Source organism: Kordiimonas sp., from assembly GCF_048260245.1.
GTDB lineage: Bacteria > Pseudomonadota > Alphaproteobacteria > Sphingomonadales > Kordiimonadaceae > Kordiimonas.
The window spans coordinates 52,376-60,119 of sequence record NZ_JBLXGZ010000023.1; the positions used below are offsets into that span (position 1 = coordinate 52,376).

Sequence of the window (7,744 nt, forward strand, 5' to 3'; positions counted from 1 at the left end):
GACAAGGACATCATGACCGATACTCTTCACTATGAGATCGTCTCGCCGGAGCGTCTTCTGAAAGATGCCGAAGCTGCGATGATTGTGGTTCCTGGCGTTGAGGGCGATTTCGCCGCATTGCCAGACCACGCGCCCATGATGTCCACCATCCGTCCTGGTGTGGTTGAGATTTTTGAGACCGAGGGTGCGACACCTGATCGCCTTTTTGTAAAAGGCGGTCTTGCGCAGATTAGCCCATCGGGCCTTACGATTCTCGCTGAAGAGACTATTGCGCTCGATAGCGTTGATACCGGTGAGCTCAACCAGAAAATCGCAGACACCCGCGAAGACATCGACGATGCAAAAGATGATGTGGAACGCGCACGGCTTGAAAAAGAGCTGGCTTGGATGGTGGCATTGTCGGACGTAGTTGCCGCGTAAGCGTGATCAGCATAGAGTTTTGGGAAGGCGGTCTGAGTGGCCGCCTTTTTTAATGCGCCATAGAGGGATCATCGTGCGCCCTGAGCCACGCACTCATCATCGGAAATCTGGCAAGGCCATTGTCTCCGCAACCCGGTGCGCCGCTGAGACCATACCAGGCCAGCAGAGGCAGGCCAGCAAAGCACTGCTCGCCTTCATAATGCTCTTTCAACCATTGTGCAGCGCCCTTGTAGCCATGTTCGTGAAAAACGACCTCAGGCGGTACGTTACAGGCAAGTGCCGCAGCGTATGACCATGCCTGTGAGGCGATCTCTTCGCCCATGTCGGTACCTGCGTCAGCGAAAGTGGTCTTGCGCAGCGTCGGGGCCATGGTGGCGATGTGCCCGGCCTCATGCAACATGTCGCCCGGGTATTTGAGTTTGTCGATATCAACCGCAAGCTGGCCGTATTCGATACGGAGACCGGGCAGAAACGTATCATCAGGCAATTGTTTATAGACAACCTGAATACCGATGGAATTCAAAAAATTGCGGATATTTTCAATATAGTCCGAATCGTTCATGCGTTCCTCCCTCAAACACAACATAAGTAGTAATAACGCTACTTATGGGGGCGGTAAAGAGAGTGAATTATTCTGAAAGTAACTCTATAAGCACCTGCTTATAAACGTTGCGCTTGAAAGGTACAATTTCGTTCAGAAGCATTTCAGGCGTGGTCCATTTCCAACGGCTGAATTCCGGGTGCTGTGTGTTGAGATCAATCACTTTGTCATCTGAATTCAGGCGCATCAGAAACCACTTTTGCTTCTGGCCGCGATATTTGCCTCCCCACACTTTGCCCAATAGGTGTGGGGGCAGGTCGTAATATATCCAGTCATCTGTGTTCGCGAGCATGTCCACATGCTTCGCACATACCCCAATTTCCTCTTCAAGCTCCCTCAGCGCCGCTTTGTCATGTGTTTCACCATCATCAATCCCGCCTTGCGGCATTTGCCAGGCGCCAGGCATGTCAATACGCTCGCCGACAAAAATCTGGTCTTCGGCATTAATGAGCACGATGCCGGCACAAGGCCGGTACGGCAGTGTAGATGAGGAAGCCATGGACAATCCTAACGTGGCAGCGGCTGACGGTCAGCAATTGCGGTGACAGGCACAAGTATAAAGCCGCGCGCTTCAAGGCCGGCCGCCCAGCGTTCTATCGTGTTGATAGATACAGGGTAATTGTGTGCGAGGCCGACTGCAGTACCGGTGGCTCGGGCTTGACCTTCAAGGGCCTCAAGCTCAGCAGCAATCTCGTCTTGTATCAAACTATCGTCTACGTATCGGTTGTTATAGGCGGACGGCAAGCCGATGGCACGTGCCATATTGACTGTTCTGCTATACTGGGAGGCCCGGCTATCAACGATCATAAGGCCCCGACTTTGGAGTTCATCAAGAATGGGCCTTAGACTGTCTGCTGCTGCGGTAAAACGAGAGCCCATATGGTTTATGATGCCAACATATCCAGTGAACCCGCCAAGTGATGCTCTGAGCATATTGACATTCTGTCGCGTTGAATAGCTGGTCAGTAGCGAGAGCGGGCCGGGGTCATTTTGGGGGTAATTTTGCGGCTCCATGGGGATCATGAGCAAAACTTCGTGACCGTTGCGACGGGCCTCTTCGCCCCATTCGATAAGATTGGGGGCATATGGGGAAAACGCAAAGGTTACGGCCTGCGGCAATTTTGCGATCGCCCGACGGGTATTGCGCGCCATCATACCCATATCTGTAACGACAATGGCTATGCTGGGTCTTCCTGTTGTATCGCGCGGCGGCGGTGCGGCATAAACCTGGAAGGGTTTACGGCCGTCCTCTGCAATACGGGGAAGTGGACCTTGGTTGGTTGTTTCCAGCAAGGCAGGATCAGCCTGGACCGGCATCGGACCACTGATGGCGGCACGTGCTTCGTCGCCTGTGGTTGCTGCACCGGGCATGGAGAGGCCGTTTACCGGGTCCTGCTGCGCAGGGAGTTCATCGACACCGTCGTTGCTACCGTTACTATTGGAATCGGGTAGCGACGGGGCAGATACCGGCTCTTGTCTCGCGCTGTCGGCGTTTTCGTTATAGCTGCCGATAGCATCCGGCACATGATCAGTGGCCGTGGCGGTGTCGACTGACGATGTTGTTGCCGCTTGCGTTTCCGGTGTCGGCGTGTAGGTGAACTCGAACAAGAGGCCTCCGCCGATGACAATGATCAAGCTGACAGCCCAGGCTATAAACAAGCTATTCCAATTGGACGGCACTCTCGACAGTTCCTTTTGTTCTACTTATCCGGTCTTGGCCTGTTGGCTGAACGTTACTGCTGTTCGGCAAGCGGGCGCGCGTCAGCAACCTGAGATTTAGGCAGGTTGGACATATCTTTCAACAGCTTAATTGCGTATTTTAATTGTACGTCAATCGGTGTAGCGCCTTCTTCTGCATCCGTTGGCAGTTCTTCCTCACTGGCTTCCAATTCCGCCGCAATGTCTTCCTCACCTGTAAGGTCGGGGTTGTCCTGATCGTTCTCTATGTGGCCCGCAAGGTCCGCTTCGCGCCGGGTTTTCGCACTCTGGCCCTTCTTGCGAGGGAAAAGAACCTGAATATCTGGTTCAACCCCACGTTCCTGAATTGAACGGCCACTGGGTGTGAAATAACGGGCAGTGGTTAGCCGGATGGCGCGGTCTCCGGTACGTCCCAGTCGAATTTCGCTTTGCACAGTGCCTTTGCCGAAGGTTTTGTCTCCGATAACGACAGCGCGGCGATGATCCTGCAGGGCACCGGCAACGATCTCGGACGCCGAAGCGGAATAAGCGTTTGTTAGTACAACGACGGGTACTCCATCGAGAAGGTCTCCGGTGGTGGCGTACCAGCGATTATTATTTTGACGGCGGCGCCCGCGGGTGGAAACAATTTCACCACGGTCGAGAAAGGCATCAGATACGCGAATGGCTTCGTCCAATAGGCCGCCCGGGTTATTGCGCAGGTCAAGTATGACACCATCAAGCGAGGTGCCCAACTGGCCGACAATGTCTTCAATTGCCTTTTCCACGCCTTCGCCGGTTTGCATGTTGAAGGTTGTGATGCGGATATAGCCGATGCTGTCATCTTCAATGCGGTGCCGAACTGAGCGGACGAGGATTTTCTCGCGAATGATTTCTATATCAAAGGGTGCTTCTTCGCCGTCACGGACAACGGTTACGATGATCGGTGCGCCCACTGGACCACGCATGGTGCGTACAGCTTCTGTCAGGGTTTTTCCCATTACTGCGTCGCCGTCTATATGGGTAATAAGGTCACCACCCTGAATGCCAGCTTTGTCAGCAGGAGTGTCATCGATAGGGGAAACCACTTTCACGACACCATTTTCCATCTGGACCTCGATGCCAAGGCCTCCGTATTCGCCTTCCATCTGTACGCGAACCTGCTGGTATACATCTGGACTGAGGTAAGTGGAATGAGGATCTAGCGAGCGCAACATGCCCTGAATAGCCGCTTCAATTACTTCCTTGTCGTCAACTTCGTCAACATATTCGGAGCGAACACGTTCAAAGATGCGCATGAGGAGATCAAGCTGCTCGTAGAAGTCATCCTTGTCAGACTGCGTATTTGCCTGTACCGGCAGCGCCATCATAAAGGCGACCAAAGCGCCCGTTACCAATTTCCGCATGTTGACACCTCTTTTGTATAAAAACTCGTTACCAATTTTATTCGACGCTCGCTGTCTGTTTGCTTAACCAAGGCTGGGGATCAAGCGTGTCACCCTTGTGGCGCAATTCCAAGTATAGCTCTGTCAAGTCACTCCGGTCCGACATCGTGCCCAATGGCTCGCCGGTCAAAACCCACTGTCCCACGGTTGCCTGCAGGTTAGCAAGCCCTGCCAGAAGACTGTGGTACCCATTGCCATGCGATATGATCAACAACTGTCCATATCCGCGAAACGGGCCTGCAAAAACGATCTGGCCATCATAGGGCGAGACAATTTGAGCCTTCGTCCGCGCTTTGATCGTGATCCCTTTTGCATGTCCAGCACCTTCTTTTGCACCATATCTGGTGATGATCTGGCCAATCGCCGGATAGGGCAATGAGCCTTTCATTTGCCCCATCGGCTTCATGGCCGGCGCGACTGGTCTGTCACGTTCCACAGGCCTAACACGAAGAGGCGCAGCCTTGGCCTGTTTTGCGGCCTGTTGTTCCAGCTTGTCGATCAAATCCCGCAGGCTGGTTGCCTTTCGGGCAAATTCTGCCAGTTCTTTTCGGGTTTTCTCCGCCGCCGACCGCGCTGACGCAGCTTCTGCTTTGCGTTTGTCCAACAGTGAAGCAAGGTTTAGTTGATGTTGCGTTAACTCTGCCAAAGTATTTTTCAGGCTGAAGCGCTCTGCCGACAGCTTTTTCTGGATATCTGCAAGGGCGGATAATTCATTCTTCAGTGCCGCAGCGCGGGCATTTATGTTCGGTACAAGTGTACCCATCAAGGATGCACTGCGCGCGGTTTTGAGGGCCTCTTCCGGCTGAAGAAACGTGAACACAGCGGGCCGGGCGGATAGGCGTTCCAGTGAGGACAGCAACTTCAACAGCTCGTACCGGCGTGTCTCCAGCGTTGCCTTTTTATTTTTTGCTTCTGCCTCAAGGTCGGTGATTCGTTGTTCAAGCCTGAGAGCGTTTTCTTCCGTCAGGCGCAGTTCCTTGGCTACAGCGACCAGATTAGCGGAAAGCTTTTGAGCGTCTTGGGCAGCCCTGTCGGCCGCAGCCTCAAGTTCCGTCTTCTCCGCTTCGCTTTTTTTGATCTGTTCTTCAAGGCGAGAAAGGTTGTTCTCGGCGGCATCCTTGCGGTCCTGTGCCGCTGATGCCGGTGCCAGTATAAGGCCGGAGAGCAGGCAATAGCTAACAAACAGCTGCCCACCGTGGCGATGGTATGGACCCTTACGCAGTCGCACGGGCCCCAGCCGCTTTTATTGCCTCGTCCCGCTCAAGCAGACTGTGTCCGGTCATCTCGGCTGGCTGTTCAATACCCAGAAGGTCCAGCATTGTTGGCGCAACGTCGGCAAGCCGGCCGTCTTTAATGTTTGCATCAACTCCGACCATCAGCACAGGGACGTCAAAGCTGGTATGCGCCGTGTGGGCTTGCCCGGTGCTCTCGTCTTTCATCATTTCCACGTTTCCATGATCGGCAGTGACAATCAGCGCACCACCAGCCTTCAGCACAGCTTTTTCAAGCCGTGCTACGCAGGTGTCAATGGTTTCAACCGCCTTGATAGCGGCCGACAGCACACCGGTATGGCCAACCATATCCGGGTTGGCATAGTTGACAATGATGGCGCCGTATTTGCCGCTTTCCACGGCTTCGACGATTTTGTCCGTTACCTCTGGCGCGGACATTTCCGGCTTCAGGTCATAGGTGGCTACATCCGGGGAAGGTATAAGAATGCGGTCCTCCCCCTCAAACACGTTTTCGGCGCCACCGTTGAAGAAAAAGGTTACATGCGCGTATTTTTCAGTTTCGGCGATCCGAAGCTGAGCGATGCCTTCGTTAGCAAGCACCTCACCCAGAGAGTTTTTGATATCAGCCGACGGGAATAACACCGGCAGGAATTTGGAAAGTGCTGTGGAGTATTCAACCATACCAGCTTGTGCCGCAAATTTGACCGGGGTGCCACGGTCAAATTCATCAAAATCGGGGTCGACAAGCGCGGTCAGTATCTGGCGCGCCCGGTCAGCGCGGAAATTCGCCATCAACAAGCCGTCACCATCGGCCATGCCGTGATAATCGCCGATCGTGGTGGCTGCAACAAACTCGTCGTTTTCATCGCGCGCATATGCTGCTTCAACCGCTGATGTTGCGCTGTCGGCGGTTTCAATGCCCTTGCCTTTGACCACGGTGTTATATGCCTTGCTGACGCGGTCCCAGCGGTTGTCCCGGTCCATCGCCCAGTAACGGCCCGTCACAGTCGCGATATTGGCATCTTTGCTGCTCGCAATCGCGGCTTCAAATTCCTTTATGTAAGACAGGGCGGAACGCGGGGGCGTGTCGCGGCCATCAAGGAAAGCATGCACACGGACGGGCACACCAGCGCTTGCAATGGCGTTGACCAGCGCGGCCATATGGCGCTGGTGGCTGTGTACACCACCCGGTGACAGTAGTCCCATAACATGGGCTGTACCGCCGCTCTTCTCCAGTTTTTCGACAAAGGCGACAAGTGCATCGTTGCTGTTCAGTGTACCATTGGCGACGGCTTCATCAATGCGCGGCAGATCCTGCAATACCACGCGGCCACCACCCAAGTTCATGTGCCCGACTTCCGAGTTGCCCATTTGCCCGTCAGGCAAGCCAACTGCCATGCCGCTGGTCTTTAACCATGCGCGTGCGGCACTGTCCCACAAGCGGGAATAATTCGGCGTCTTCGCGAGCTTGATTGCATTATCGGTGCTGTCTTCGCGGTAGCCCCATCCGTCAAGGATGCATAGTACTACGGGTTTCGGCGTCTTCGTTGCTTGCTCACTCATGGCTCAACCTGTGTTTATCTTCGGTGAATGGGGCGCTTGGATATTTGTTACATTATTTTAGTCGCGGTGATAGGGATGCCCTGCATTAATCGACCACGCGCGGTACATTTGTTCAGCCAACAGCACTCTGACCAGCATATGTGGCCAAGTTAAGGTGCCAAAGCCGAGCTTGAGGTCGGCACGTGCGTGGATGCTTTCATGCAAACCGTCAGCGCCCCCTATGATCACCGCGACAGTATTGTAGCCGGCTACCTGCCATTCATCGATTCTGTTCGCAAAGGCGCGTGAGTTCAAGGCTCTGCCGCGTTCATCCAGTACGATGAGAGCAGCGCCGTCAGGCACAGCCGCAAGCAGGCGCTCCGCCTCGCGGGCTTTACGTTCCTCTGCGTTGGCGGCCTGCTTCTTAATTTCGATTTCCGTGACGGATGATTTCCAAGGCAGACGCTTGAGATATTCATCTACAAGCTGTTGCTCTGGTCCGCGTTGCATCCGGCCAATGGCGATGATGGAAAGCTGCACAAAACCCTCTTCAAAGCGGTGGCCGTCGCCAGCTTTGTCTTGATTTTAGGCTATCAGGCGCCCGCTTCATGCGCGGGCAAAAAAACGCTTAGTTCAGCGTTTCACCTTCTTCAAGTGCCGTTCCCCACATCTTGTCGAGATTGTAGAAACTACGCACTTCCGGACGGAAGATGTGTATAACCACATCGCCCGCATCAATCAGCACCCAGTCGGCTTGCTCAAGCCCTTGCACAACGATGTCCTTATGGCCTTCAGACTTCAAGCCCTTGATGACATAGTCAGCCAGC

9 protein-coding genes are annotated in these 7,744 nt (G+C 54.2%); 1 reads left to right on the plus strand and 8 read right to left on the minus strand.

Features of this window, described 5'->3' with window-relative positions; all coding sequences use genetic code 11:
* The first annotated feature begins 12 nt into the window (after nt 1–12).
* Entirely contained in the window at nt 13–420 is a 408-nt protein-coding gene (locus ACN0VM_RS12275; RefSeq protein ID WP_417451178.1) for a F0F1 ATP synthase subunit epsilon, read from the plus strand.
* Between the two features lie 49 nt (nt 421–469).
* On the opposite strand, the gene ACN0VM_RS12280 is transcribed toward ACN0VM_RS12275, so the two are convergent.
* From ACN0VM_RS12280 to rsfS, 8 genes are all read right to left on the minus strand, one after another.
* Nucleotides 470–982: a hypothetical protein gene (locus ACN0VM_RS12280; protein WP_417451179.1), complete on the minus strand. Its 513-nt coding sequence runs from the start codon at nt 980–982 to the stop codon at nt 470–472.
* Nucleotides 983–1,049: 67 nt separating this feature from the next.
* Nucleotides 1,050–1,520, minus strand: a complete 471-nt coding sequence (locus tag ACN0VM_RS12285; protein WP_417451180.1) for an RNA pyrophosphohydrolase — start codon at nt 1,518–1,520, stop codon at nt 1,050–1,052.
* Nucleotides 1,521–1,528: 8 nt separating this feature from the next.
* On the minus strand, nt 1,529–2,680 hold the full coding sequence (locus tag ACN0VM_RS12290; RefSeq protein WP_417451181.1) for a divergent polysaccharide deacetylase family protein: 1,152 nt from the start codon (nt 2,678–2,680) through the stop codon (nt 1,529–1,531).
* Nucleotides 2,681–2,754: 74 nt separating this feature from the next.
* Nucleotides 2,755–4,104, minus strand: a complete 1,350-nt coding sequence (locus ACN0VM_RS12295) for a S41 family peptidase (protein WP_417451182.1) — start codon at nt 4,102–4,104, stop codon at nt 2,755–2,757.
* Between the two features lie 37 nt (nt 4,105–4,141).
* Nucleotides 4,142–5,371, minus strand: coding sequence for a murein hydrolase activator EnvC family protein (locus ACN0VM_RS12300; protein ID WP_417451183.1), 1,230 nt, complete (start codon nt 5,369–5,371; stop codon nt 4,142–4,144).
* Nucleotides 5,358–6,938 carry a 2,3-bisphosphoglycerate-independent phosphoglycerate mutase gene (gene gpmI, locus ACN0VM_RS12305; protein WP_417451184.1) on the minus strand — a complete coding sequence of 527 codons (1,581 nt, stop codon included), beginning with the start codon at nt 6,936–6,938 and terminating at the stop codon, nt 5,358–5,360. Before gpmI ends, ACN0VM_RS12300 begins: the two co-directional genes overlap by 14 nt.
* Before the next feature lie 57 nt (nt 6,939–6,995).
* Entirely contained in the window at nt 6,996–7,457 is a 462-nt protein-coding gene (gene rlmH / locus ACN0VM_RS12310; protein WP_417451185.1) for a 23S rRNA (pseudouridine(1915)-N(3))-methyltransferase RlmH, read from the minus strand.
* A gap of 88 nt (nt 7,458–7,545) precedes the next feature.
* Nucleotides 7,546–7,744 (minus strand): ribosome silencing factor (gene rsfS / locus ACN0VM_RS12315; protein WP_417451186.1); only part of this gene is annotated, 199 nt, incomplete at its 5' end.